22 protein-coding genes are annotated in these 24,606 nt (G+C 71.7%); 13 read left to right on the top strand and 9 right to left on the bottom strand.

From position 1 onward, the window contains the following. Positions 1–18: 18 nt before the first annotated feature. The 5 genes from IFY26_RS05810 to IFY26_RS05790 all read left to right on the top strand — a co-directional run bounded on the left by IFY26_RS05810 (position 19) and on the right by IFY26_RS05790 (position 4,395). The gene (locus IFY26_RS05810) at positions 19–876 is read left to right on the top strand and encodes an acyl-CoA thioesterase (RefSeq protein WP_232548058.1); all 858 of its coding nucleotides are present in this window, start codon (positions 19–21) and stop codon (positions 874–876) included. 327 nt (positions 877–1,203) lie between these two features. Next, on the top strand, positions 1,204–1,599 hold the full coding sequence (locus IFY26_RS05805) for a hypothetical protein (protein ID WP_232548057.1): 396 nt from the start codon (positions 1,204–1,206) through the stop codon (positions 1,597–1,599). A gap of 47 nt (positions 1,600–1,646) precedes the next feature. Further along, positions 1,647–2,669 (top strand): peptidoglycan-binding domain-containing protein, encoded by a 1,023-nt coding sequence (locus IFY26_RS05800; protein WP_232548056.1) that lies wholly within the window; start codon positions 1,647–1,649, stop codon positions 2,667–2,669. Then, complete coding sequence (locus IFY26_RS05795) at positions 2,666–3,316, top strand: ABC transporter ATP-binding protein (RefSeq protein WP_232548055.1); 651 nt, start codon at positions 2,666–2,668, stop codon at positions 3,314–3,316. The genes IFY26_RS05800 and IFY26_RS05795 overlap by 4 nt, the downstream gene beginning before the upstream one ends. Next, positions 3,313–4,395 (top strand): ABC transporter permease, encoded by a 1,083-nt coding sequence (locus tag IFY26_RS05790; protein ID WP_232548054.1) that lies wholly within the window; start codon positions 3,313–3,315, stop codon positions 4,393–4,395. Before IFY26_RS05795 ends, IFY26_RS05790 begins: the two co-directional genes overlap by 4 nt. A 96-nt stretch (positions 4,396–4,491) precedes the next feature. Here the strand turns inward: IFY26_RS05790 and IFY26_RS05785 are convergent, their stop codons facing one another. Then, the gene (locus IFY26_RS05785; RefSeq protein ID WP_269779159.1) at positions 4,492–5,445 is read right to left on the bottom strand and encodes a sigma-70 family RNA polymerase sigma factor; all 954 of its coding nucleotides are present in this window, start codon (positions 5,443–5,445) and stop codon (positions 4,492–4,494) included. A gap of 139 nt (positions 5,446–5,584) precedes the next feature. Beyond that, positions 5,585–7,738 (bottom strand): S9 family peptidase, encoded by a 2,154-nt coding sequence (locus IFY26_RS05780; RefSeq protein ID WP_232548053.1) that lies wholly within the window; start codon positions 7,736–7,738, stop codon positions 5,585–5,587. A gap of 132 nt (positions 7,739–7,870) precedes the next feature. On the opposite strand from IFY26_RS05780, the gene IFY26_RS05775 reads away from it, so the two are divergent. Next, positions 7,871–9,304 carry an RNA polymerase sigma factor gene (locus tag IFY26_RS05775; protein ID WP_232548052.1) on the top strand — a complete coding sequence of 478 codons (1,434 nt, stop codon included), beginning with the start codon at positions 7,871–7,873 and terminating at the stop codon, positions 9,302–9,304. Between the two features lies 1 nt (position 9,305). Then, positions 9,306–9,806 (top strand): GNAT family N-acetyltransferase, encoded by a 501-nt coding sequence (locus IFY26_RS05770; RefSeq protein WP_232548051.1) that lies wholly within the window; start codon positions 9,306–9,308, stop codon positions 9,804–9,806. A 584-nt stretch (positions 9,807–10,390) separates the two neighbouring features. Here the strand turns inward: IFY26_RS05770 and IFY26_RS05765 are convergent. From IFY26_RS05765 to IFY26_RS05755, 3 genes are all read right to left on the bottom strand, one after another. Continuing rightward, a complete protein-coding gene (locus tag IFY26_RS05765) occupies positions 10,391–10,819 on the bottom strand; it encodes a hypothetical protein (RefSeq protein WP_232548050.1) in 429 nt (142 codons plus the stop codon). Between the two features lie 329 nt (positions 10,820–11,148). Then, complete coding sequence (locus IFY26_RS05760) at positions 11,149–12,489, bottom strand: hypothetical protein (protein ID WP_232548049.1); 1,341 nt, start codon at positions 12,487–12,489, stop codon at positions 11,149–11,151. A gap of 56 nt (positions 12,490–12,545) precedes the next feature. Continuing rightward, the gene (locus tag IFY26_RS05755; RefSeq protein ID WP_232548048.1) at positions 12,546–13,061 is read right to left on the bottom strand and encodes an O-acetyl-ADP-ribose deacetylase; all 516 of its coding nucleotides are present in this window, start codon (positions 13,059–13,061) and stop codon (positions 12,546–12,548) included. A 71-nt stretch (positions 13,062–13,132) separates the two neighbouring features. Here IFY26_RS05755 and IFY26_RS05750 point away from each other — a divergent pair, with 71 nt between their 5' ends. Continuing rightward, positions 13,133–14,116: an LLM class flavin-dependent oxidoreductase gene (locus tag IFY26_RS05750; protein WP_232548047.1), complete on the top strand. Its 984-nt coding sequence runs from the start codon at positions 13,133–13,135 to the stop codon at positions 14,114–14,116. A gap of 83 nt (positions 14,117–14,199) precedes the next feature. On the opposite strand, the gene IFY26_RS05745 is transcribed toward IFY26_RS05750, so the two are convergent. Then, entirely contained in the window at positions 14,200–14,391 is a 192-nt protein-coding gene (locus IFY26_RS05745; RefSeq protein ID WP_232548046.1) for a DUF7455 domain-containing protein, read from the bottom strand. Positions 14,392–14,615: 224 nt separating this feature from the next. Between IFY26_RS05745 and IFY26_RS05740 the strand changes: the two genes are divergently transcribed. Next, complete coding sequence (locus tag IFY26_RS05740) at positions 14,616–16,709, top strand: DNA gyrase/topoisomerase IV subunit B (protein ID WP_232548045.1); 2,094 nt, start codon at positions 14,616–14,618, stop codon at positions 16,707–16,709. A gap of 80 nt (positions 16,710–16,789) precedes the next feature. Then, positions 16,790–17,287, top strand: coding sequence for a beta-class carbonic anhydrase (locus tag IFY26_RS05735; protein ID WP_232548044.1), 498 nt, complete (start codon positions 16,790–16,792; stop codon positions 17,285–17,287). A gap of 1 nt (position 17,288) precedes the next feature. Here IFY26_RS05735 and IFY26_RS05730 read toward each other — a convergent pair whose 3' ends face one another. Together IFY26_RS05730 and IFY26_RS05725 are read right to left on the bottom strand one after the other, a co-directional pair. Next, positions 17,289–19,748, bottom strand: coding sequence for a DNA gyrase/topoisomerase IV subunit A (locus IFY26_RS05730; RefSeq protein ID WP_232548043.1), 2,460 nt, complete (start codon positions 19,746–19,748; stop codon positions 17,289–17,291). 115 nt (positions 19,749–19,863) lie between these two features. Beyond that, positions 19,864–20,892: an App1 family protein gene (locus IFY26_RS05725; RefSeq protein ID WP_232548042.1), complete on the bottom strand. Its 1,029-nt coding sequence runs from the start codon at positions 20,890–20,892 to the stop codon at positions 19,864–19,866. A gap of 87 nt (positions 20,893–20,979) precedes the next feature. Between IFY26_RS05725 and IFY26_RS05720 the strand changes: the two genes are divergently transcribed. The 3 genes from IFY26_RS05720 to IFY26_RS05710 are packed head-to-tail and all read left to right on the top strand — an operon-like array spanning position 20,980 to position 23,345. Continuing rightward, complete coding sequence (locus IFY26_RS05720; RefSeq protein WP_232548041.1) at positions 20,980–21,552, top strand: DUF5998 family protein; 573 nt, start codon at positions 20,980–20,982, stop codon at positions 21,550–21,552. A 1-nt stretch (position 21,553) separates the two neighbouring features. After that, the gene (locus IFY26_RS05715; RefSeq protein ID WP_232548040.1) at positions 21,554–22,696 is read left to right on the top strand and encodes an alkaline phosphatase family protein; all 1,143 of its coding nucleotides are present in this window, start codon (positions 21,554–21,556) and stop codon (positions 22,694–22,696) included. A 1-nt stretch (position 22,697) separates the two neighbouring features. Beyond that, positions 22,698–23,345, top strand: a complete 648-nt coding sequence (locus IFY26_RS05710) for a thymidine kinase (RefSeq protein ID WP_232548039.1) — start codon at positions 22,698–22,700, stop codon at positions 23,343–23,345. A 41-nt stretch (positions 23,346–23,386) separates the two neighbouring features. Here the strand turns inward: IFY26_RS05710 and sepH are convergent, their stop codons facing one another. Then, positions 23,387–24,565 carry a septation protein SepH gene (gene sepH / locus IFY26_RS05705; RefSeq protein ID WP_232548038.1) on the bottom strand — a complete coding sequence of 393 codons (1,179 nt, stop codon included), beginning with the start codon at positions 24,563–24,565 and terminating at the stop codon, positions 23,387–23,389. Positions 24,566–24,606 lie beyond the last annotated feature (41 nt).

Raw genomic sequence — 24,606 nt, 5'->3', positions numbered from 1 at the left:
GAGAGGGGAGGGTCCCCCATGGACCACATCAGTGAGGTCCTGGACCTTCTGGATCTGCAGCGCCTCGACACCGATCTCTTTGCCGGACGCCACCCGGAGACCGAGCAGCAGAGAACCTTCGGCGGCCAGGTGATGGCCCAGGCGCTGGCGGCGCTGTACCGCACCGTGCCGGACGACCGGCTGTGCCACTCGCTCAAGGGCTACTTCCTGCGGCCGGGCTCGACGGCGTCCGACATCCACTACACGGTGGCGCGCACCCGTGACGGGGGGTCCTTCACCACGCGTCGCGTCACGGCGTCCCAGTCGGGGAGGGACATCTTCGTCATGTCCGCCTCCTTCAAGGTGGCCGAGGACGGGCTGGACCACGCCGCGATGCCGAGCAAGCCACCGATCCCCCCGGAGGAGTGCCCCCGGTTGTCGCAGGTACTGGGGACGCGGTCGCCCCGCACCGCCGAGATGTGGGAGCGCGAGTGGGCGGCCCTCGACACCCGCCACGTGGGGTCCTCCTACCGCGAGCTGAGCCAGGGCCCCCGGTTGCAGGTGTGGCTGCGCACGGTGGGGGAGATGCCCGACGATCCGCGGCTGCACCAGATGGTGCTCGCCTACGCCAGCGACATGACACTGCTCGGCGTCACGACGCTGCCGCACCCCGAGGCGTTCGGCTCACCGCGACTGCAGATGGCCACCGTCGACCACTCGATGTGGTTCCACCGGCACATCCGCGCCGACGGCTGGGTGTTGTACGACCAGAGCTCCCCGAACGCCGCCAACGGGCTCGGGTTCGCCCGCGGTCAGCTCTACGACCAGGCCGGCGTGCTGGGGGCGTCCACCTCACAGGAGGGTCTGATCCGCCTGGTGGACGGCGAGGCGGGCTGAAGCCCACCAGGCCGGACGCCACGAGGGCCGGACGACGCGCGGTCGAGCCCTCGGGATTGGCACTTTGGTGCCATGGCGCCCAGGGTCGCTCCCCGCTTATGGTGGTGCCTCCGCGAAGGCACGGCGAAGGAAGGGCTCAACATGAGTGGGACGTCGGTTCGGTGGCCGCGTGATGACGCGCGTGACAGCCGCCATCAGAGCCGACGTCTGGGGGGTTGCCGGTTCGCTTCGGTGAATGGGGTACGACGATTCAGCGCCCTGGCACTCCTGGGCGTCGTGGCGGTCGCTGGCTGTACCGGAGCAGAGCCAACGCCTCCACCGACGCAGGTGTCCCGGCCCGCCGACGCGGGTGCCATCGTGCAGCAATGCCTGTTGGAGCGAGGCTGGGAAGTCACCGTCTCCGAGGACGGATCCGTTGACGGTTTTGCGCCGACAGGGCAAGAGCTCCAGTACGAGGCCGACTCCAATGAGTGCTGGGCGTCCGCCCCCGCACAGCCCACGTTCGACGAATCCCCCGAGGAGTACCGCCGCCAGGTCTACGACGCGTTCGTGAGCACCCGGGCCTGCCAGCTCGAGCACGGAGCCGCGCTTCCTGCCGCGCCATCGTACGAAGCCTGGACGGAGATCAAGGGGCAGTGGAACCCGTCCAGCGATCTGCCGCCGGACATGGGCAACCAGCAGGTGCTCGCACTTGAGCGCGACTGCCCGGTTGCGTACCCGTGAGGGCACGCCCCTCACGAGGCGGTCATCGGCGTCAGGTGCCCCTCCTCGTGACAGGTGCGCTCGCGCTGGGCGTGGCGACCGGCTGGGCGGGGGCCGAGTTGTTCCGTCCGTCGGCGGACGCCGTGGGAAGCGCCGATCACGTCCTCGTCGAAGTCACCGAGGGGGAGGTGGGCGCGTCGATCCACCTGAACACGGTGGTCACCTGGCCCGCCACCCACACGGTCGAGAACGCCGCGGCGGGCATGGTGACCGCCGTCGACACGGACGGGACGAGCCCGGTCGACCAAGGCCACACCCTGTACCGGGTCGACCTGCGCCCCATCGTCGCGGCGCGCGGCGTGGTGCCTGCCTTCCGCGCGATCGAAGAGGGCGTCCGCGGAGATGACGTCGCCCAGGTGCAGACCATGCTGGGCGAGCTCGGCTTCCTGGAGGGAGCTGCCGACGGTCGCGTGGACGCGCGCACCACCCGCGCGATCCGCGCGTGGCAGCGGTCGCTGGGGGTGCCGGTCACCGGCGCGGTGGCGCCGGGTGACGTCGTGTTCCTGCCCACGCTGCCGGCCCGGGTGCGGTTCGACCCGGCGGTCGTCCAGGTCGGTCATCGGCTCGCCGGAGGGGAGGCCGCCATCTCAGTCCTGGAGGACGCCCCGGCCTTCACCCTGCCGGTCGCGGCGTCCCAGGCCGTGCTGATTCCTCCCGGGACGCAGGTGCAGGTGACGGCTCCGGACGGGTCCTCCTGGCCGGCGACCGCCGAGGCGGCCAGACCCGGTGAATCCCCCGATGTGTTCTCCATCGCGCTGACCGGCGAGGCGGGCGGACCGGTGTGTGCTGACGCCTGCGCGTCGGTGCCGGTGGCCGGGGAGAGCCGCCTGGCCGCCACCGTGGTCACCGTCGCCCAGCAGTCCGGCCTGGTGGTGCCCACCGCTGCCATCGTGACCGGAGCCGACGGCAGCCCCGCCGTCCTGGACTACCAGGGCGGGCTGCGATCGGTGCAGGTCATCGCGTCCGCACGCGGCATGTCGCTCATCGAGGGCGTTCCGCTCGGCACCCCGGTGCAGGTTCGGCGGCCATGAAACCGCTGACGCAGGGGCTCGTGGCACGCGACCTCTGTTTCTCCTACGACGGACGGCGCACGACCATCGTCGACTGGTCGGCGGTGCTCGCCCCGGGACAGGTCACGGCGATCACCGGCGCGTCCGGTTCGGGCAAGTCGACCCTGCTGTACCTGCTCGGCCTGATGCTGACGCCCGGGAGCGGCAGCGTCCTCATCGACGGGGAGCGGGTGGACACGCTGGGCGACACCCAACGCGCGGCCCTGCGCAGCGAGCTGTTCGGTTTCGTGTTCCAGGACGCCGCCCTGGACGCCACCCGAACCGTCGCGGACAACGTCACCGAACCCGTGCTCTACCGCCGCGGCGACCGGAAGGCTGCCAGCGGACGGGTCCCCGCCCTGCTCGCGGCCTTCGGTGTCGACGTGCCCGTCGATCGGCGCCCCGGCCAGGTCTCCGGCGGCCAGGCCCAGCGCATCGCCCTGTGTCGTGCACTCATCGGGGAGCCGAGCATCGTGTTGGCCGACGAGCCCACCGGCAACCTCGATCCCGAGTCCAGCGCCGTCGTGCTGGGCGCGCTGCGCCAGCACGCACGCGACGGGGGTGTGGTGGCCATCGTGACCCACTCGGACGCCGTCGCCGCCAGCTGCGACCAGGAAATTCGCCTGTGACCGCCCTCGTGCGCGAGGCGTGGGCCGCGGCCCGCTCGCAGGGGGTCGCCTCAAGCCTGACGTGCCTGCTCGTGGCGGCGGTGGTGGTGGCCATCACGCTGACGTCGGGACGCACGGTCGCGGCGCAGCAGGAGGTGCTGAGGAGCATCGACAGCGTCGGTACCCGGGCCATCGTCGTCCGGGCGGATACCGACTCGGGCCTCACCACCGGCTTTCTCCAGCGGCTCCGCGCGGTCGACCAGATCGCCTGGCTGGGCGGGCTCTCCCCGATCGTCGACGGGCGCAACGCCGGTGTGCCGGACGCCGCCGGCGTTCCGGTGCGCCAGCTCTACTCGGACGATCTCCGGGCGGCGGGCATGCCCGCCCAGCCGGTCAGCCACACGGCCTATGCCTCGGCCACCGCGCTGGACGCGCTCGGCATGCCGTACGGCGTCGGCGAACTCTCCCTGACCAACGGCGACACGCTCGGCGTCGCGCCTGCCGTGGGGCCGGCCCCCGCGCTGCTGGAGTTCGAACCGCTCGTGCTCGTGCCCGCCACGCCGCACGGTGATGAGCCGCTGGCCGTGGTCGTGGTGATCGCGGCCAGTCCGGACATGGTGGCTCCCCTCACCCCCGTGGTGACATCCCTGCTGGCACTCGACGACCCGAGGATGGCGACCGTGTCGACCAGCAGTGACCTCGCTGAGCTGCGCTCCCTGGTGGAGGCGCAGATGTCCGCGCTGTCCCGCTCCCTCATCGTGGGGTTGGTGGGCGTGGCGGCCGTGCTGGTCGCCGCGTTGCAGACGGCGCTCGTCCTCATGCGGCGCAAGGATTTCGGACGCCGTCGCGCCCTCGGCGCCTCCCGCGGGTTCATCGTGGCGCTGCAGCTCACCCAGACGGCCCTGCTCGTGCTGGTGGGGGCGGCGGCCGGGGTGATGGCGTCCGGCGTCGTCCTTGCCGTGACCGGAGCACCTCAACCCGGGGTGCGGTTCTCCCTGGCCGTCACGATCTGGACCCTGACGTTCGCGTTGATCGCCTCGCTGGCCCCGGCGATCCTCGCCAGCCGACGGGATCCGGCCACCGAACTGCGCGTGCCCTGAACCACGAACGAGCCGCCTCACCCGAAGGTGGAGCGGCTCGCGCGGTCGTGCGGGGTGGTGTGGGGTGATGGGGTGCCCGTCGGTGCCTGCTGGGGGTCAGGCCGCCAGCGTGTGGTTCTTCAACTTCGCGATCGCCTGACGCTCGATCTGGCGGACCCGCTCGGCGGTGATGCCCCAGACCTGGGCGATGTCGGCGAGCTTGGCCTGGCGTCCGTCGAGCAGGCCGTACCGGCGGCGGACCACGTCGGCGGAGCGCTCGTCGAGGCTGGCGAGCAGCGCGTCCAGGCGGCCACGCTCCTCGGCGTCCAGCACCATCTCGTCCGGGCCGGGGGCAGTATCGCGGGCGAGCAGGTCGCCCAGCGCGGTGTCGCCGTCCTCCTCCACCGGCGCGTCCAGCGACACGTGCTCGCGGGCCAGGCGGAGCAGCTCCACGACGCGCTCGACCTCGAGGTCAAGCTGCGCCGCGATCTCCTCCACCTCGGGCTCGCGGCCGAGTTGACGCTCCAGGTCGCGCCGCGTGGCGGACACCTGGTTGATCTGCTCGGCGACGTGCACCGGGAGGCGGACGATGCGGCCCTGCTGCGCGATGCCGCGGCTGATCGACTGGCGCACCCACCACGTGGCGTAGGTGGAGAACTTGAAGCCCTTGGTGTAGTCGAACTTCTCGACCGCACGGATCAGGCCGGTGTTGCCCTCCTGCACCAGGTCGAGCAGCGGCATCTGCGAACGGCCGTACTTGCGGGCGACCGACACGACGAGCCGCAGGTTCGCGGTCACGAACTGGCGCATCGCCTGCTGGCCGCGCTCCGAGATCGCCTGCAGCTCCTCGGCGGACGCCTTGACGGCCGACCGGCCGCCACGCTCCTTGGAGGTGACCGTCTTCGCGAGAATGGCGTCGGCGTACAGGCCGGCCTCGATCTCGCGGGCGAGCCGCACCTCCTCCTCAGCGGTCAGCAGCGGCGTCTTGGCGATGCCGTCCAGGTACAACCCGACGGAGTCCTTGCCGTCGATCCCGTCGTTGGTGCGGGTGCGGTGGGAGCTCGAGATCATGTGGTGGTCCTTTCCCTTCGACAACCAGTACAACGCCAAACGCGTCGGATTTGTTCGGTCGACCCCCTGAACCACCCCTAGGAAGGGAGCCGGGGGTGCGATCGTAGACCGTGGTCGTACACGCAGATCTGTCCTGGGGTCACCCCGCGCGGGTGACCTGCGGCGCGGACGCCCCACGCCCCACCTGGTCGATGAGCCACGCCAGCTGCCACGCGCGCTCCCGCCAGGCCTTGTACCGACCCGACACCCCGCCGTGTCCACCCGCCATCTCGGTGCGCAGCAGGATGGGCCGCTCGGGCGGGTTGGTGGCCCGGTCACGCAGGCGCGCCACCCACTTGGCGGGCTCGGTCACCTCGACCCGGGTGTCGTGGTAGCTCGTGGACGCCAGGATCGCGGGGTACGGCCCGGCGTCGACATTCTCGTAGGGGGAGTAGTCCTTCATGTAGGTGTACACCTGCGGGTCGTGCAGCGGGTCGCCCCATTCCTCCCACTCCATGACCGTCAATGGCAGCTCGGGGTTGAGGATGGTGGTGAGGGGATCCACGAACGGCACGATGGCGTGCGCGGCACGGAACAGGTCGGGAGCGAGGTTGACCGCCGCACCGATCAGCAGCCCGCCGGCCGAACCTCCCTCGATCGCCAGCCGGTCGGGCGCGACGTGACCGGCATCGACGAGGAGGCGCGCGCACGCGACGAAGTCGGTGAACGTGGTGGTCTTGGCCAGCTCCTTGCCGCCCTCGTACCACGGCCGCCCCAGCTCTCCACCGCCGCGGACGTGGGCGATCGCCACGACGAACCCCCGGTCGAGCAGGCTGATGCGGCTGGTGGCGAAGTGCGGGTCGTTGGGGATCTCGTAGCTGCCGTACCCGGTGAGCAACCCGGGCGCGGTGCCGTTGACCGGGGTGTCGACGTGGCGGACGAGTGAGATCGGCACCGCGATGCCGTCCTCTGCGGTGGCCCACAGGCGCTCGGCGACGTACCGCGTCCGGTCGTAGGGCCCGTGCACCGGGTGGTCGCGCACCTCGGACTCCTTGAGGAGTCGACGCTCCCCGGTGGCGAAGTGGTACTCCCACACCGACGGCGGGCTGGTCAGCGATTCGTAGCCGAACCGGATGCGGTCGGTGTCGGCGTCCGGGGCGTCCTCGGCACCCACGTCGTAGAGCGGCTCGTCGAACTCCAGCTCGCGCGCCGGGCCGAGCAACCCGCCGGGCAGCCGGTCGCACACGCGGATGCCGGGCAGCCCGGCCGTGCGGTGGCTGACGACGAGGGCGGCGTCGTAGACGGCCACGTCCACCAGCCGGGTGTCGGGGTCGTGGGCCAGCACGGTCTCCCACGGGGCGTCCGGGGTCGCGAGGGGGACGCGGGCGAGGCTGAACTGCGGCGCGTCGTGGTTGTGGAGGATCCAGAGCGCGTCGGGCCCGACCTCCACCGCGTACTCCACCCCGGGGCGCCGGGGGGCCACGCAGCGCGGCGACGCGGTGGGGTCGGCGGCGGGCACGAGATGGGTCTCCGACGTGGTGCGGCTCGCAGCTTCCACCAGCACCCAGGCGTCGTCACGGCTGGAGCCGACGCCCAGCCAGAACATGGCATCGGGCTCGGCCAGCACGAGGGCGTCGTCGTCGAGACAGCCGATGCGGTGGCGCCACACCTCGTGGGGGCGCCAGGCCGCGTCCACGCGGGTGTGGAAGATCCAGTCGTCGCCGGCCCAGGCGCCCCCGGCGCCGATGCCGGTGACGGTGTCGTCGAGGACGGCGCCGGTGGCGAGGTCGAGCACGACGAGGTCGTAGCGCTCGTCGCCGGTGTGGTCGACGGCGTAGGCGAGCCGGCGTCCGTCCGGAGAGACCTCCGACCAGCCGAGCGCCGAGAAGTCGTGGCCCTGCGCCAGCGCGTTGCCATCGAGGATGACCACCTCGTCGGGGTGGGGCTCGGTGACGTCGGGGATGGCGTCGCGCGAGGTGGCCGGCAGCCGGCACGACAACGGGTAGTCCAGCCCCTCCACGGTGCGGCTGTAGTACCAATAGGCCGTGCCGTCGCTGTGGGCGACGTGCAGCGGCACCGACAGGTCGGTCTGCTTCGTGCGTGCGCTGATGTCCTCGTACAGCTCCTCGCGCAGGTCGCTCAGGTGGGCCGTGAGGGCGTCCGCGTACGCGTTCTCCGCCTCGAGGTGGGTGGTGAAGGCGGGGTCGGTCTTGTCGGCCATCCAGTGATAGGGGTCCTCCACCGCGTCGCCGTGCACGAGTCGGGTGAACGGCCGCTGGGGGGCGCGTGGTGGGACAGGCAAGTTCGAAGACACCCGGACAGGCTAGTGGCCGCCTCCGACATTTGGGTGGGGTAGCTCGGCGTGACACAATGGCGAGTGCGCCAGCCGTTGACAAGACCCGGCCGACGCACGCCCTAGCAGCTACATCCCGGGGGAGGGGCCTAGGTGACTCCACGCGCCACGTCCGCAGCGTCCACCACGTCGTCCAGCAAGGCAAAGCCGACCCGCAGCCGCAGCAAGGCGGCGGCGGAGGCGTCCGACGACACCACCGACAACGTGACTGCGCTGCCGCAGCGAGGCCGCAAGCCGGCCGCTGGCAGCGCGCGTCGTGCGAAGACCGACGAGGCGGTGCCGACTGAGACGGGCGACGCCCCCGGCGAGGACGAGGCGCCCGACGACTTGGCGGACGAGGACATCGCGCTGGACGCGGTCGAGGGCGGAGAGGCCGACACGCCGACCGTCGCCGAGGTGCTGAGCCCCGAGCGGCTGCAGGACGTCAAGTTCGCCCGCGAGGGCGACGAGGTCGTCCTGACCGTGGGCGGCAAGAAGCGCAGCCTGGACGACGTCGACGAGAACACCTTCGACCAGAGCGAGGCCGCGAAGGAGGAGAAGGAGCTCACCGAGGACGAGGGCTTCGTCGTCTCCGACGCCGACGAGACCGACGAGCCGGAGCAGCAGGTCATGGTGGCCGGTGCCACGGCCGACCCGGTGAAGGACTACCTCAAGCAGATCGGCAAGGTCGCGCTGCTGAACGCCGAGCAGGAGGTCACGCTGGCCAAGCGCATCGAGGCCGGCCTGTTCGCCGACGAGTCGCGGACCGAGGGGCGCGTCAAGGCCAAGGACGCTGAGGACTTCGAGTGGATCGCCGAGGACGGCCGCCGCGCGAAGAACCACCTCCTCGAGGCGAACCTCCGCCTCGTGGTGTCGCTCGCCAAGCGCTACACCGGCCGCGGCATGCTCTTCCTCGATCTGATCCAAGAGGGCAATCTCGGCCTCATCCGCGCGGTCGAGAAGTTCGACTACACCAAGGGCTACAAGTTCTCGACCTACGCGACGTGGTGGATCAAGCAGGCCATCACGCGCGCCATGGCCGATCAGGCCCGCACCATCCGCATCCCGGTGCACATGGTGGAGGTCATCAACAAGCTCGCGCGCGTCCAGCGGCAGATGCTGCAGGACCTGGGCCGCGAACCCACCCCGGAGGAGCTCGCCAAGGAGCTCGACATGACCCCCGAGAAGGTCGTCGAGGTGCAGAAGTACGGCCGCGAGCCGATCTCGCTGCACACGCCCTTGGGCGAGGACGGCGATTCGGAGTTCGGCGACCTGATCGAGGACTCCGAGGCCGTCGTGCCGGCCGAGGCCGTGAACTTCACGCTGTTGCAGGAGCAGCTGCACGACGTGCTCGACACGCTGAGCGAGCGCGAGGCTGGCGTGGTCAGCATGCGCTTCGGCCTGACCGATGGCCAGCCCAAGACCCTCGACGAGATCGGCAAGGTCTACGGCGTCACCCGCGAGCGGATTCGCCAGATCGAGTCCAAGACGATGAGCAAGCTGCGGCACCCGTCGCGCTCGCAGGTGCTTCGGGACTACCTGGACTGACGTGCCCCACATCCGGCAGGCGACCCCGCTCGACCTGCACGCCATGGCGGTGATGAAGGACGCGGCGTGGTGCGAGAGCTACGCCGACCTGCTGCCCGCCGACGTCCTGGCGGGCCTGTCGTCCCGACGCCCCGGGGTCGTCGCACACTGGGAGAGCCGGATGCTCGACGGCGGCTACTTCTGGGTCGCCGAGGACGCCGCCGGCATCGCGGGGCTCTCCCACGCGGGCGCGGCGCGCGACGCCGAGGCCGGCATCGCCCTGGAGCTCGAGATGCTGTACCTCCTCGACCGGGTCAAGGGCACCGGGCTCGGCCAAGCCCTCCTTCACACCACCATCGGGGACGCCGACGCCTACCTCTGGGTGCTCGAGGGCAACGAGCGGGCGATCGCGTTCTACCGCCGCGAGGGGTTCGTGCCCGACGGGGGCATCCAGGACGTGCGCGGCCTGCCCGGGATCCGCGAGATCCGCATGGTGCGGCGGGCCGGCGCTGAGGCCGATTGACAAGCCCACCCACGGGTCTGAGCGGCAATCAAGGCCGCCGGTCAGCGCGGCGAGGTCGTCGGCGGGGACCGACGCCGCCCCGCGATGCTCCGCGCACCTCAGCTCCCTGCCCGCGTGGTCGCGTCCCTGCCCAAGCGGCTGCCTCCCTACCCGAGCGGTCGCCTCCCTGCCCTAAGCCGACCCCCCTAGCGTTGCAACAACAGGGTCGTGGAACTGGGATGGGGTGGCGACGGACTTGGCAGGGTGGCGACGGTTTTGGCAGGGTGGCGACGGCTTCGGCAGGGTGGCAGCCTCCCTTGGGGGACGCCCGTTCCCCACGATGCCGGGTTTCCCAGGCCGCGGACGATGGAAGAGCCGATCCCCACCGATCATGGGGTGGGGCCCAGGTCGCCAGCACCCCCATCGGACTCGATCCGGGATCGCGCCCCTCGGCGGCACGCCCGGGCACGGCCTCGTCGGCAATGGACTGCCGATTTGCAGCCCGATTGGGCAACGGATCGCCGCGCCCGGAGCAAGGTCGTTCGGAGGTGAGACCATTTCCCCGGTGCCTCGACAGAGACGCAATGAACTCCGTGGCTGCCTGCTCAGCTGGAGTACGTCCACTCCCATCCGCCCGAGGTCTGCCCCGGAAGTCGGAGGATCACGGCCCCCGATGTGTAGGCCGTGTCGAGGACGACCTTGCCCTCGAGGTGCTGTCCTGGGTCGATCTGCCCGGGCAGGGACACCGCTTCGCCCAGACAGCTCCACCCGTTGCCGATCGAGCTGTTCTCCGTCGTGCCGTCCGGCCCGATGACGGTCCACGAGCTGGAATCGAAGAACACCGGAGACTCGGCTGGGTCCCAATCACTGGCCGTCGTCACGTCCAGCGAAAGCGCCAGGTAGTTGCCGTGCTCCGGTGCCTGCTCGAACGGGGACGTGCACTGCGGGTTCACCTCGATCTGGGTCACCGTGAAGTCGAGGAGGAGGTTCCCCGCCTCGTCCGTGACGTCCGCCCGCTGCCCGATCTCCTTCACCACGTCCCCTCGGGTGCTTGACGCGGAGGATGTATCGGCGGGCGTTGGCGTCGTTGCGACGGTGGGCGCTGGCGTCAGTGAGCCGGTGGGCATCGGGGTCTGCCCAGTCGATGCCGGCGGACGGGTCGTCATGGGTGCTTCTTCCGGCGCCGGCGTGGCTGACGAGCATGCTGCCAGGGCCATCAGCAGGCGGCCGCAAGGATGCGTTTCATGGTGAACTTCCCCCAGTGTTCGACGGTGACACCGCATCGTAGGGTGCGTGACCTCGCCGGGACCAACCCACCTCACCGCGTCCCGGCCCACAGATCCGACACCCGTCGCTGAGCGCGTCACCCGGCGGGGCGCTCGGTCTCCGGATGGCCGGTCACCACGACCATTTCGACCGGCGTCACGGGCAGCTGGTGGGTCGCGGTCACGGTTCCGGAACTCAGGTCGACGACGCTCACCGTGTGGGCGGCGGCGTCCGTGACGTAGGCCAAGCCGTCGGCTGCCTTGACCAGCGGGCCGGGATCCTGCCACCTGGCCTTCTCCTCCCACGGGGCGATCACGGGCACCTCGTGCCGCACTGAGCCCTGCTCGTCCAAGACCTTGAGCTCCCCGTCATAGGTGAGCACCAGCGCCTCGCCCTGCGACCCGCGGGCGAACGAGCGGAACCAGTAGGGCGACCCGAGATCCACGAGATCGAGTTCGTTGGTCCGCGTGTCGATGAGGGCGATCCGGGTGGGGCGTTCGACCGGGTCGGCGTCCGGATCCACCTTGTAGTCGCCCAGCACGACCGACGAGGCCTCGTGGCCGAACAGGTTGCCCGAGCGGGCGTAGGCGTCCGGCACGGCCACCTTGTGCCACGCCCCGTCCCGCAGCACCACCGGGCCGTTGGTGCAGCCGAGCGCGACAACGTCGCCGGACGCCGTCGGCGCGGCAGCGGCCTCGCCGTGCACGCCGGGGCAGTCGGTGGTCTCCGCGACGACCGCGCCGTCGCGCAGCACCTGGACGGTGCGCCGCTCGTCCTCGGTGCCCTGCGTGGTGAGCAGGCTGCCGTCGGCCAGCACCATCGCGACGCCGTGGTGCGGGGCGTCGGTGGCGTGGTGCTCGACATGTCGCAGCGGATCGCCCACGAAGCGCGCATCCATCACCTGGATGGAGCCCGTTCCATCCGCGAACAGCGTCGTGCGGCCGGCGTGGGTGACGACGTAGCCGGCGTGGGGCGCGAGGAAGGTGGTACGGGTCAGGCCGATCTCGGAGGTGTAGAAGTGGTGGTGATCGCCGTGGGCCCGGGCCTGGATGCCGGCGTCGAACAGGCGGAAGACGTCGCCGTCGCTGACGAGCACGTGCCGGCCGTCACCGGCGTTGTTGAGCCGCAGGAACCCGGGGTGCGCCACGTCGGCCACGATCTCTCCGGTGGTGGCATCCAGGGTGAGCAACCCGCCGTCGTGGGCGATCACGAGACGCGGGCCGATCGAGGACACCTCCTTCTGGGGTCGAGGTGTCTCCTCCGCCGTCGTGGGGGATGAGGCGGCGGTGGGTGCGATCGCGGTCGGCGGTGTGGTCGCGCAGGCGGCGAGCCCCAACAGGCCCGTCGTCGCCACCCCAGTGGCGAGCAGGCGCAGCGGCGTTGTCATGGTCAGGGGACGGGTGTGGATGGTCGCGGACGACGTGGAGAGGCGTGGCATGCGCCCCACCGTAGCTGCATATGAGAATCGTTATCAAGTGAGAGGACGCGACAGGATCACCCGGCCGCATGCCGGCGGAACGTCGCCAGGGCCTCCTCGGAGAACAGCACGAAGCGGACGTCATCGACCCCTGCTGCCACGGTGTGGCGCGCCGCGTCCACCGCAATGCGGGCGACCTCGTCGGCGTCCCAGCCGTACACCCCGGCGCTGATCGCTGGGAAGGCCACCGACGCCGCCCCCAGACCGGCCGCGACCTCCAGCGACCGACGGAAGGCCGACGCGAGCAACGCGGGATCGGTCTGGCCCGCGTGATGGTTGGGGCCGACGGTGTGGATCACCCAGCGGGCGGGCAGGTCGAAGGCGTCGGTCGCCACCGCGTCGCCCACGGGCAGGCCGTCCCGCAGCGAGGTGCGCCGCAGCTCCCGGCACGCCGCGAGCAACCCCGGCCCGGCGGCGCGGTGAATCGCCCCGTCGACCCCGCCGCCGCCCAGCAGGGAGGAATTGGCCGCGTTGACGACAGCGTCGACCCGTTCGGTGGTGATGTCGCCGAGGTGGCAGGTGATGCTCCGCATGACGCCCATCCTGCCCCCTTCGTCGTTGTCGCGGTGGGAATGCGCCCGTCGGTGACGACGTTGCGGAAGGCATGTTCCCTGTTCCGCTCTCGGTCCTCGACCTCTCCACGGTGCGCGCCGGCGGCACGTCTGCGGACGCCCTCGCCGACACCTTCACCCTCGCGCAAGCCGCCGACCGGCTCGGTCTGGAGCGGTTCTGGGTGGCCGAGCACCACAACATGCCGTCCGTGGCCGCCACGACGCCCCCGGTGCTCATCGCCGCGGTGGCTGCCCGCACCGAGCGGATCCGCGTGGGCTCGGGCGGGGTGATGCTGCCCAACCACAGCCCCTACGTGATCGCCGAGCAGTTCGCCGCGCTCGAGGCCATGCACCCCGGCCGCATCGACCTCGGGATCGGTCGCGCGCCGGGCGCCGACCAGATCACCGCCTGGGCGCTGCGCCGCACCCAGGAGGGCCTGGGCCACGAGGAGTTCGACGAACACCTGCGCCTAGTGCGCGCGTGGCTCAGCCCGTCCGGCGTCCGCACCGGCCTGGGCACCACGCTGACCGCGACGCCTGCGGCGTCCAGCTACCCCGATCTCTGGCTGCTCGGCTCCTCGGACTACTCCGCCCGCCTGGCCGGACGCCTCGGCCTGCGCTACTGCTACGCCGGGCACTTCGGGCAACTCGACCCGGCGGCCGTGATCGCCCTCTACCGCGACGCGTTCGTCCCGTCGGCCGACCTGGCCGAGCCGTACCCGATGGTCTGCACGTCGGTCATCACCGCGCCGACGCCCGAGGAGGCGGACTGGCTCGCCGGCCCGGCGAAGGTCATGTGGCTGGGCTTGCGCACCGGACGCCTGGAGCCGATCGTCACGCCCGAGGAGGCCGCCCACCGGCTCGCCGCCCACGACGCCGCATCCCTGGTGGCCACCAAGTACGTCGGCACCCCGGACGCCGTCCGGGAGGGCCTGGCCGAGCTGGTCGCCGACGCAGGCCTGGCCGAGCTGATGGTCACCGCCACCGCGCACGACGTCGCCACCCGGGTGGCCATGCTGGAGTCGCTGGCGGCCTGATCCCGGGCCCCCGACGTCGGCCTGCATGCAGCAGGGCCCGGCACCGCGTGCGGTGCCGGGCCCTGTCCGGTTCGGGGGACTCGTCAGGACAGCTTGCTGGTCTCGTCGTGGATGTTGAGCGCGACCTGCTTGAGCTTGTCGGAGTGCGCCCGTCCGTGGTGGCCGCAGAACAGCAGCTCGCCGCCGGAGGGGAGGGTGACGCGGACGTAGGCCTGAGCGCCGCAGCGATCGCAGCGGTCGGCGGCGGTGAGCCCGTCCAGAACGGTCGTGGTCATCGGCCTTCCTTTCATCGGCGGTCCAAGTCGGTGACACCGGGTTCAACGCCGCCGTGCGGAGGATTGTTCCCGACGCCCCTGACGGTACTCGCTGCGCACAACATTCCCGGCGACGACGCACGATCGTCACACGTTCGTGTCCTGGCGGAGGCCGCCCCGCGACCCCCGGACGGTCGCGGAGTGGGTCACCAAGGTTGTCGGAGAGCCCCGGTACGCTGCGGGGCGTGACGACGACCCAGACGAAGCCGAAGGCCGAGAGCCGCGAGTACGAGGCCCGGCACCTGTTGGTGCTGGAGGGCCTCGAGGCGGTGCGCAAGCGGCCGGCCATGTACATCGGCTCCACCGACACCCGCGGCCTCATGCACTGCATGTGGGAGATCATCGACAACGCGGTGGACGAGGCGCTGGCCGGGTTCGGGCAGCGCATCCGGGTCACGCTGCACGCCGACGGGTCGGTGCAGGTGGACGACGAGGCCCGCGGCATGCCGGTGGACATCGAGCCGCGGACGGGCCTGTCGGGCGTCGAGGTGATCTTCACCAAGCTGCACGCCGGCGGCAAGTTCGGCGGCGGCTCGTACAACGCGACCGGCGGTCTGCACGGGGTGGGGGCGTCCGTCGTGAACGCGCTGAGCGCGCGGCTGGACGTGGAGGTCGACCGCAACGGGGCGACCTGGCTGATGTCGTTCAGGCGCGGCGTCCCCGGCGTGTTCGACGGCGAGGGCCCGAACGCCGCGTTCACCCCCGACAACACCCTGCACAAGGGCAAGCGCGTGGCCAAGGGACGCACCGGCACCCGCATCCGCTACTGGCCCGACCGGCAGATCTTCTTGGCCGACGCCGAGCTCTCCGGCACCCAGCTCGCCCAGCGGGCCCGCCAGACGGCCTTCTTGGTGCCGGGCCTCGAGATCGCGGTCGACGACCGGCGCGTCGCCGGCGCCGAGCGCGTCGACACGCACCTCCACACCGGGGGCATCTCGGAGTTCGCGGACTTCCTCGCCGAGGGGACGCCCGTCACGGACGTCTGGCGGCTGGGCGGCGCGGACCGCTTCACCGAGACCGTCCCGATGCTGGACGATGCCGGGGCGATGACCCCCACCGATGTCGAGCGTGACCTGGAGGTCGACGTCGCGCTGCGCTGGAGCGACACCTACGACACGAAGGTGGTCTCCTTCGTGAACATCATCGCCACCCCCAAGGGGGGCACGCACGTGCTCGGCTTCGAACGCGGGCTGGTGCGCGCCGTCGGCAAGGCGCTGGATGGCACCCGGCTGTTGAAGGCCGGCGAGGAGGTCGTCAAGGAGGACATTCTCGAGGGGCTGACGGCCGTGGTCACCGTCCGGCTCGCCGAGCCCCAGTTCGAGGGGCAGACCAAGGAGGTGCTCGGCACGCCTCCGGTGGCCCGGCTCGTCACCCGCATCGTGGAGCAGGAGCTGCTGACCCTCCTCACCTCCACCAAGCCGACGCAGCGAGGGCAGTCCCGCGCCGTGCTCGAGAAGGCGGTGGGGGCGGCCCGAACCCGCGTGGCCGCCCGGGCGCACAAGGAGAACCAGCGGCGCAAGAACGCGCTGGAGTCGAGCAGCCTGCCGCCCAAGCTGGCCGACTGCCGCAGCAACGACGGGGACCGCACGGAGCTCTTCATCGTCGAGGGTGACTCGGCGATGGGGACGGCCAAGATGGCGCGGAACTCCGAGTTCCAGGCGCTGCTCCCGATTCGGGGCAAGATCCTCAACGTGCAGAAGGCGTCGGTCGGCGACATGCTGAAGAACGCCGAGTGCGCCGCCATCATCCAGGTGGTGGGGGCCGGGTCGGGCCGCTCGTTCGACCTGGACGCCGCCCGCTACGGCAAGGTGATCTTCATGGCGGACGCCGACTCCGACGGCGCGCACATCCGAACGCTGCTGACGACCCTGTTCTTCACCTACATGCGCCCGCTGCTCGAGGCGGGCAAGGTCTACACCGCCGTGCCGCCGCTGCACCGGTTCGAGCTGACGAACCCGCGCAAGGGCCAGGAGAAGTACACCTACACCTACACCGAGGCCGAGTACCAGCGAAAGCTCGCCGAGCTCACCAAGAGGGGCACCGGGTTCAAGGAGCCGCAGCGCTATAAGGGTCTGGGGGAGATGGACGCCGAGCAGCTCAAGGAGACCACGATGGACCCGCGGTTCCGGACGCTGCGCCGCATCACCGTGGAGGAGGGGGAATCGCTGCAGCAGGCCGTCGCGACCTTCGAGAAGCTCATGGGCAACGAGGTGGCCCCCCGCAAGGAGTTCATCATCGAGGGTGCCTACGCCCTCGACGCGGAACGCATCGACGCCTGAGGCAGCAGGCGTCCCAGCGACGGCCGCCCCGGGGTGGACGGCGGACCGCAGCCGCCCGCCGCGTCGCTACGATCCAGCCCATGGAAGCCGAGCCGTTCGCAGATCTCCTCGCCGCCAACCGGCGCTACGCCAACAGCGCACCCCGCGGCTTCGACGGCATCGCGCACGCGGGCGTCTTGATGATCACGTGCATGGACTCACGCCTCCAACCCCTGGAGATGGTGGGGCTGATGCTCGGCGAGGCGAAGTTCCTGCGCACCCCCGGGGCCCGGGTCACGCCCGATGCGCTGGTGGGCTGCGTGCTCGGGGTGCACCTGCTGAGGGTCGACCGCATCCTGGTCGTCCACCACACCAAGTGCGCTGCCGCAGCGGCCGACAGTGCCGGCATCCGGGAACGCATCCTCCAGGTGTCCGGCCTGGACGCCGGAGACTTCGACTTCGGCACCGACCCCGACCAGGAGGGCCGGCTCACGGCCGACGTCGCCCTGCTGCGCGAGCACCCCCTGGTGGCGGGCCGCGCCGAGGTGGGCGGCTTCCTGTACGACGTGGACACCGGCCTGCTGGAGCAGCGGGTCTGACTCAGCCGGCGGCGGGGGCGTCCGCCTCGGGGTGGCGCCGGGACGCGACGCCGGCGATGGGCTGGACCGCCGGCGTGCCCGAGCCGTCGCGCCGGCCCGTGGCGGGCGGCAGGTCGACCGGCGCACCGGACGCCGCCGCCGCGATCACCGGAATCGCCCCCACGTGGGCCAGCACGATCGCGTCCTCGCCCTTCAGGAAGCGGTGGCAGCGGACGCCGCCGGTCGCCCGGCCCTTGGGCGGGTACTCCGAGAACGGGGTGACCTTCACCGAACCCGATTCCGTACCGGGCAGCGCCGAGGCCGAACCCGACACCGTCACCACGACCGCGTCGTCGCCGACCGCGCCGAAGAACACCGCCTTCTGACCGGCCGCGAGCTTGATGCCCGCCATGCCGGCACCGGCGCGGCCCTGGGCGCGCACGGCCGCGGCCGGGAAGTGCAGGAGCTGGGCGTCGGAGCTGACGAACGTGAGCTCGGCGGTCTCGTCGGTCAGCTCGACCGCGCCGATCACGGCGTCGCCCTCCTCGAGGCGGATGACCTCCCAGGCGTCCTTGTTGGTCAGCACCTCGGGGTTGACGCGCTTCACGACGCCGCGCTCGGTGCCCAGCGCCCAGGTGGCGTCCGCCCCGAGCCGTGTGAGCGCCAACGGTCGCTCCCCGGCGGCGAGGTCGAGCAGTTCGGACGCCAGCGTGCCGCCCTGCAGATTGGGGGCGTCGGCGGTCAGCGCCACGCTCGGCAGCTCGATGGCATGGGCGCGCAGCACCCGCCCCGCCGAGGTCAGGACGCCGTACTCGCCCCGCGCCGTGGTGCGGATCGCCGAGACGATCACGTCGTGCTGGGCGCGGCGTCCGCCGCTCGGCAGCGCCTCCGGGCTGTCGACGCGCGCCAGCAGGCCCGCCGAGCTGAGCATGACGGTGCAGGGGTCGTCGGCCACCTCCAGCGGCGTGGCGGCGGCGGTGACGGTGGTGCCGCCGCCGGCGAGCAGCACCGTCCGACGCGGAGTGCCGTGGGTGCGCGCCATCGCGTCGAGCTCGGCGGCGACGAGCGCCCGCAGCGCCTCGTCGCTGCCGATGATCTCGTCCAGCTCCGCGAGCCGGGCCAGCAGCTCGTCGCGTTCGGTCTCCAGCTCGATGCGGCTGAACTTCGTGAGGCGACGCAGCCGGAGGTCGAGGATGTAGGTGGCCTGCAGCTCGGTGAGGTCGAACACCTCCATGAGCCGGGTGCGGGCCGCCTCGGCGTCGTCCGAACCCCGGATGATCGCGATCACGTCGTCGATGTCGACGATCGCCAGCAACAGACCCTCGACGAGGTGGAGCCGGTCGGCGGCCTGCTGCCGCAGGTACCGCGTCCGCCGCAGCGTCACGTCGAGGCGGTGGTTGGCGTAGACGACCAGGGCGTCGCGCAGCGACAGCGTCTGCGGCTGGCCCTCGACGAGGGCCACCATGTTGATGCCGAAGCTGTCCTCCAGCTTGGTCAGCTTGTAGAGCTGCTCGAGCAGCGCGTCGGGATTGATGCCGTTCTTGACCTCGATGACCAGGCGGGTGCCGTTGACGAGGTCGGTGAGGTCCTTGATGTCGGCGACGCCGGTGATCTTCTTGTTCTGGTGCAGCGTCTTGATCTGCTCGATGATCCGCTCGGGGCCGATCATGTACGGCAGCTCGGTCACGACGATGCCGCGGCGGCGCGGGGAGGTCTGCTCGATGCGGGCTGTGGCGCGGATGCGGAAGACGCCGCGGCCGCTGGCGTAGGCGTCCGCGATGCCCTCCAGACCGACGATCTTGCCGCCGGTGGGCAGATCGGGGCCGGGTACGAACCGCATCAGGTCCTCCACCGTGGCGTCGGGGTGCTTCAACAGGTGCTTGAGCGCCTGGACGACCTCGACGAGGTTGTGTGGCGGGATGTTGGTGGCCATGCCGACCGCGATGCCGGTCGAGCCGTTCACGAGCAGGTTGGGGAACGCCGCGGGCAGGACGACGGGCTCGGTGCCGCGGCCGTCGTAGTTGGTCTTGAAGTCGACGGTGTCGGCGCCGATGTCGGCCACCATGGCGGACGCCGCCGTCGCCATCCGGCACTCGGTGTAGCGCATCGCCGCGGGGCCGGCGTCCAGCGAACCGAAGTTGCCGTGGCCGTCGACGACCGGCAGCCGCATCGCCCACGACTGCCCCATGCGCACGAGCGCGTCGTAGATCGCCGAGTCGCCGTGGGGGTGCAGCTTGCCCATCACCTCGCCGACGACGCGGGCGCACTTCACGTGCGGGCGGTCGGGCCGCACCCCCATGTCGTCCATCGAGTACAGGATGCGGCGCTGCACCGGCTTCAGCCCGTCGCGGGCGTCGGGCAGGGCGCGGGCGTAGATGACGGAGTACGCGTACTCGAGGAAGCTCGTCTCCATCTCGGAGGTGACGTCGATGTCGATGATCTTCTCGACCAGCTCGTCCTCGCTCGGCCCTCGGGTGACCACGTGACCCCTTCCCGGCGCCCGTTCGGCGCCCTCGACCGCGCCCGGGCGGGCGCGCGAACCATGGTAGGGGGCCCGGACGCCGGCGTCCGGACGCCGCACCGGGCGCCGGGGTGCCTCAGAGCAGCCCGAAGCGTTCGCGCGCCATCTGCAGCAGGCCGCGCCCATCGGGGGCGCGCACGACGGGGACCGGGGTGGGGCCCTCGTCCTCCAGCAGCGGCTCGGTCGTGCCGTGGGCGAGGACGTGCTCGGCGGGCGACAGCTGGCGCAGCGCGATGCCCAGCACGCGATGGGGGTTCGCGGAGGCGAACTCGCTGTAGATGTCCGGGTCGTGCTGGCCGTCGTCGCCGACCAGGAGCCAGCGCAGGTGGGGGAAGTCGACGCTGAGCTGCAGCAGCGACATGCGCTTGTGCTCCTGACCGGACCGGAACCAGCCCGTGTTGGTGGGCCCCCAGTCGGTCAGCAGCATCGGACCCTCGGGGTAGCGGTGGCGGCGCATGAAGCGGCGCAGGAAGCCGTGCGTGTTCCACGCGCCGGTGGAGAGGTAGAGCACCGGCGCGCCCGGGTGACGGGTGAGGAAGGCGTCATAGAACAGCGCCATGCCGGCCACCGCCTGGCGGGCCGATTCGGTGCGGATGAACGAGTTCCACGCCGCGATGAAGGGGCGGGGCAGCATGGTCGTCAGGATCGTGTCGTCGATGTCGCTCACCATCCCCACGGTCGCGTCGGGGTTGACGACGAGCACCGGCACCTGCGCCGACGAGTCACCGGACTCCACGGTGGCCATCACCCATCCGGGTTCGGACCCGTGGTTGCGAACCCGGTGGTCGACGTAGCCGCCCCGGTCGGTCGTGCCGTGCACCTCGGCGTCGCCGAGCCGGATCGTGTACCGGGCGTGGACGCAGGCGGCGTTGAGGAAGTTGCGCCAGCCCCGCCTGGCCAGGAACTCCTCGGCGACCTTGCCGAGTTGCGTCTCGCTGAACGTCGGGCTGAGCACCACCCGTGCCAGGACCCGAGCGAACCCGTCGTCGCCGTACGCCGTGTAGGGGATCACCTGTTCGGTCCACCCCAGCGAGCGGAAGAACTGTTCGGCACGGCGGTCGATGAACATCTCGACGCGGGCGGCGAAGAACGGGCGATTGCTCATGGGACCCCACCGTAACGGACGCCGTCACCCCCCGGACGCCGCCGCGTCCGTTTCGTCGCCACCGCGCGGGGTGCGAGAATGCACGCCATGACGACGCCACAACTGCCCCGCGACCTGCACGAGGCCATCGTCGCCTCGGGCTACTTCCCGGAGTTCGTGGCGGCCACGGTGCTCCAGGCGGTGGGCGACGAACAGGTGGTCGACTCCCTGGTGCACCACGAGGCCACGTTCACCGCCAGCGAGGTGCACCGCCACGTCACCGTCCTCGTCGTGACCCCGGCCCGGTTCATCGTTGCCCACACCGACGACGGCGACGGGGTCCCCGGCACGCCGGGCCAGGCGTTGACGACCACGGAGGTCGTCGGACTCTCCCGCGTCCGGTCGGTGGCCCTCACGCAGGTGGCGGCGCAGCCCGAGAAGTTCGGACGCGGCCGCGGCGGCATCGCCGAGGCGTGGCTCGTCGTGAACTGGGGGGCGGTGCGCCGCGTCGAGATCGAGCCGGCCGCCTGCGCCGACCCGACCTGTGACGCCGACCACGGCTACACCGCCCAGGACCTGACCGACGACCTGAGCGTGCGGATGAGCGCCGCCGCCGACGGGGACGCCGCGCTGGCCGGCCTCGTGCGCCTGGGCTCGCTCCTGCAACGCAGGTGCGTCTGACGTGGCCGAACCCGAGCCGAACGAGCAGCCCTGCGTGCCCGACTACGGGCGCTCGACCCTCGCCGACGTCTTCGGCAGCGTCGCCACGTCCCTGGGGGTGAGCGGGTGGCCCGACGCCTTGGGCCTGCCGCGGTCCGCACGCTGGGTGATCCTGCTCGTGGACGGCCTGGGGGACGCCAACCTGGCCGCCGCGGCCGACTGCGCGCCCTACCTGGCGGGGCTGCGCGAGGCGCAGGGTCGCACCCTCACCAGCGGCGCGCCGAGCACCACCGCGACGAGCATCACCAGCCTCGGCACGGGGCTGACCCCCGGGGAGCACGGCATCGTCGGCTATTCGTTCCGCAACCCCGTCTCCGGTGGGGTGCTGAACGCCCTGTCCTGGCAGCGGGGGCTCTCCGCGCTGGACGTGCAGCCGCGCCTGACGGGCTTCGAACGCCTGGCCCGTTCGGGGGTCGACCTCACCAATGTCGCCCTCGCCCGGTTCGCGGGCACGGGGCTGACCGAGTGCGCCCTGCGCGGGGCCCGGTTCGTGCCGGTGCCCGACGAGGGTGACCACGCGTCCCGCATCGGGTGGGTGGCCGACGCCGCGGCGTCCGGGGACGCGTCCCTGGTCTACTTCTACGAACGCGAGCTCGACCACACCGGGCACGGTGAGGGCTGGCAGTCCAGCGCGTGGCGCCACGCGCTGCGCCGCGTGGACACCTTGGCGCGGCGGCTGCGCGAGGCGCTGCCCGACGACGTCGCGCTGCTGGTGACGGGGGACCACGGCATGGTGGACTGCCCCCGCGACCGGTGGGTGGTGGCCGAGGACGTGCCCGGCCTGCTCGACGACGTCACCCTGTTCGCCGGCGAGGGACGCTTCCGGCAGGTCTACGCGGAGCCGGGCCACGTGGTCGGCGTCGCGCGGCGGTGGTCGTCCGTCCTGGGCGAGCGGGCCTGGGTCGTGACCCGGGACGAGGCGATCGACGCCGGCTGGTTCGGCCCGGTGCAGCCCCGCCTGGCATCCCGGATCGGCGACGTGCTCGTCGGCGTGCGCGACGACACCGCCGTCATGACGCGCCGCCAGCCCAACGAGTTCGGACTCGTCGGCATGCATGGCTCCCTCACCGACGCCGAAATGCGCGTCCCGCTGCTGGTGGGGTGACGTGGCCGCCCTGATCTACTTCACCGGGCCGATGAACTGCGGCAAGTCGACCCTGGCCCTCCAGGTGGACGACACCGAACGCTCCGCCGGACGCCGCGGCCTGCTGTTCACCTGCTGCGACCGCGGCGGCGAGGCCGTGATCTCCTCCCGCATCGGCCTGGCGGCGCCGGCGGTGGAGGTCACGCCCGGCCTCGACCTGTGGGCCCACGTGGCCGCCGAGCTGACCGCGGGGCGCCGCATCGACTACCTGGTCTGCGACGAGGCGCAGTTCTACACCGCCGCGCAGGTGGACGACCTTGCGCGCATCGTCGACGAGTTCGGCATCGACGTGTCGTGTTTCGGCATCCTGGCCGACTTCCGCACCTGCCTGTTCCCGGGCTCTGCGCGGCTGGTCGAACTCGCGGACCGGATCGAGATGCTGCCGGCGCGGCCGCGGTGCTGGTGCGGCGCCGTCGCGACGCACAACGCCCGGCTCGTGGACGGCGCCATGGTCACGGAGGGCGCCCAGATCGCCGTCGGTGACACCGACACCGTCGCGCCGGGGCGGGTCACCTACGAGGTGCTGTGCCGGCGTCACCACCGCCTGCGGCTGCCGCGAGCCCGCAGCGGGGTCGCGCAGCCCGAACCGCTCCCCTTCGAGGGGGGCTGAGCTCCGTCTTGAGGCTCAGTCCTGGGGCTCAGTCCTGGGGTTCAGTCCTGCTGGCGCGGGGTGGGGCCGCCGAAGACGATCTCGTCCCAACTGGGCACCGAGGCCCGCTTCTTGCGCGGGCGCGGCTTGGGCAGCACGGGCGCGGGGTCGATGTCGTCGATCAGGGACAGCTGCTCCGGTTCCTCCGACGACGCAGCCGGCGCCGGCAACTCGGTGGACGCCCAGACGTCCTCGGCGCCCACGTCCTCGGCCGCCACATCAACCGGCGGTTCGGGATCGTCGTCGGACTCCGTCTCCGCCTCGTTGCCGGGGCGGTCGTCGGCGTCGGCGGAGGGGACGGGAGCATCGTCCACCACGGGCAGGCTCTCCTGGATGGGCTGCACGAGGCCGGCGTAGATCTTCACCGAGTCCTCATCGAAGCTGGAGAGCATGTCGTAGAGCACGTCCATGTCGGTGTCGAGGGCCACGACGATGTCGGCGACGCCATCCACCTCGGTCAGCTCGGCCTCGAAGTACGCGTCGCGGGTCGGATCCTCCTCGGCCTCCCCGTCCGCCGACTCGGTCGTGTCGACCACGTCGGTGGGGGTGTCGTCGGTGGCGTCCGGCGCCGGGGGCGGGGTGTCGGCGACCGACGGGGTGGCGATGTCGGCGACGGCGTCCTGGGCGACGGGCGGCGCGAGCTCGGTGACAGTGGCCACGGCACCCGTGCCGGTCGCCGACGGCTCCGAGGGCGCTGCCGGCTCCTGGACCGCCCGCACCAGGGCCAGCTCGTCATCGAGCGGTGCAACGGCGGCCGGAGCAGCCACCGCGTCACCGATCAGTGCCCGGGCCTCGTCGTTCGCGGCCACGGCGAAGCGGCCGCCCTGGTCGTAGGTGAAGTCGGCGGCCGTTCCGGCGTCGGCGTCGAACACGGCGCGGACGCGCCAGCGCCGGTCCTCGAGCTTCCACGCGTCCCACGTAGCGGTGTCGGCGTCGATGCCGCGCTGGGCGAGGGCATCGGACACGGCCACGGCCAACGTGCGGTGGGAGGTCGTCTCGCCGCGACGCCGCACCGGGTGGGTGCGGGCCAGGCCGGCCACGTGCTCGCGCTCGGCGACCACCGGCAGTGCGAAGCCGGCGATCTGTTCGACGGGGACGCCGGCTGCCGCGGCGACCTCGTCGGGCGACTCTCCCGCGCGAATGCGCGCCTGGATGTCGCGGGGGCGCAGGGCACTGTCCATGTCTCTCGTTCTTCCGTGGGAGAAGGTTGCACCCGTAACCT

Origin of the sequence: Propioniciclava soli (assembly GCF_014858005.1) — a bacterium.
In the GTDB taxonomy this organism is placed as follows: domain Bacteria; phylum Actinomycetota; class Actinomycetes; order Propionibacteriales; family Propionibacteriaceae; genus Propioniciclava; species Propioniciclava soli.
This window is presented reverse-complemented; position numbering and strand designations above follow the sequence as displayed.

What these genes read in the sequence shown, in the direction of transcription:
- IFY26_RS05810 (WP_232548058.1), top strand. Translation starts at nt 19, where the DNA reads ATGGACCACATCAGTGAGGTCCTGGACCTTCTGGATCTGCAGCGCCTC.
- IFY26_RS05795 (WP_232548055.1), top strand. Translation starts at nt 2,666, where the DNA reads ATGAAACCGCTGACGCAGGGGCTCGTGGCACGCGACCTCTGTTTCTCC.
- IFY26_RS05785 (WP_269779159.1), bottom strand. Translation starts at nt 5,445, where the DNA reads ATGATCTCGAGCTCCCACCGCACCCGCACCAACGACGGGATCGACGGC.
- IFY26_RS05760 (WP_232548049.1), bottom strand. Translation starts at nt 12,489, where the DNA reads ATGCCACGCCTCTCCACGTCGTCCGCGACCATCCACACCCGTCCCCTG.
- IFY26_RS05755 (WP_232548048.1), bottom strand. Translation starts at nt 13,061, where the DNA reads ATGCGGAGCATCACCTGCCACCTCGGCGACATCACCACCGAACGGGTC.
- IFY26_RS05750 (WP_232548047.1), top strand. Translation starts at nt 13,133, where the DNA reads ATGTTCCCTGTTCCGCTCTCGGTCCTCGACCTCTCCACGGTGCGCGCC.
- IFY26_RS05745 (WP_232548046.1), bottom strand. Translation starts at nt 14,391, where the DNA reads ATGACCACGACCGTTCTGGACGGGCTCACCGCCGCCGACCGCTGCGAT.
- IFY26_RS05735 (WP_232548044.1), top strand. Translation starts at nt 16,790, where the DNA reads ATGGAAGCCGAGCCGTTCGCAGATCTCCTCGCCGCCAACCGGCGCTAC.
- IFY26_RS05725 (WP_232548042.1), bottom strand. Translation starts at nt 20,892, where the DNA reads ATGAGCAATCGCCCGTTCTTCGCCGCCCGCGTCGAGATGTTCATCGAC.
- IFY26_RS05720 (WP_232548041.1), top strand. Translation starts at nt 20,980, where the DNA reads ATGACGACGCCACAACTGCCCCGCGACCTGCACGAGGCCATCGTCGCC.
- sepH (WP_232548038.1), bottom strand. Translation starts at nt 24,565, where the DNA reads ATGGACAGTGCCCTGCGCCCCCGCGACATCCAGGCGCGCATTCGCGCG.